This is a genomic window from Paraburkholderia sp. EG304 (genome assembly GCF_046543485.1).
Lineage (GTDB): Bacteria > Pseudomonadota > Gammaproteobacteria > Burkholderiales > Burkholderiaceae > Paraburkholderia > Paraburkholderia youngii.
The window spans coordinates 1-674 of record NZ_JBKGUA010000275.1; the positions used below are offsets into that span (position 1 = coordinate 1).

The window sequence follows — 674 nt, forward strand, 5'->3', positions numbered from 1 at the left end:
TTGTAGTACCGCAGTCCTTCACCTTCTCACTTGCACCAGCCAGGCAGCGCAGCAGAAAGCACCAAAAGTCAACGTTGTACTTGCGTCCAACGGGGAAGCCCTTGTAGTCCTTTTCGTGCTTGTATGGACCCGACGCCTTTTGCAAGCTTCTTGTTCGTGATGCCGAAACGGTCTGCATGCATGTATCCGGCTTGCCAGATGGGCGGTTGCCGAAGCACGCCCGCAGCCTCGATGAGATCCGCGCACCCCGTCCTTAGCAAAATCGCGGCTTGCTACAAGTGGCAGCCGGCACGAAAAACAGGCTTCAGGATGCTGGTTCAACCTATTTCGTCAGCGCTTTGAGAAGCTTCGCAAACCTGTGTTGGGGGTAGCGTCTCCTTACAAGCAGTTTTCGGAGGTTATGTTGCCGCGCTTCTCGTCATATAAGTCGCTTCGCTGCTGAGCAGTGCCTGGATGATCCGCGCGTTCCTGTTGGCCAGTGCGACCGCTGCGCAGTTATGCCCGCGTCGAGCCATCAGCTCTTGAAGCCAGATGCTCTGAGGATCCGTTTTTTCGGTGCATAGCGCAGAACAGCCCGAGCACCATGAATGAGCAAGGTCCGCAGGTATGTGTCGCCGCGTCGGCTGATGCCGTGCAGGCGAGGCTTGCCGCCAGACGAATACTGTCGAGGCACG

Annotated in this window: 1 pseudogene; it reads right to left on the reverse strand. The window is 57.1% G+C overall.

From position 1 onward, the window contains the following. Positions 1 to 398: 398 nt before the first annotated feature. Positions 399 to 674 (reverse strand): annotated as a pseudogene (locus tag ACLFKU_RS43830) (transposase); the annotation flags it as partial.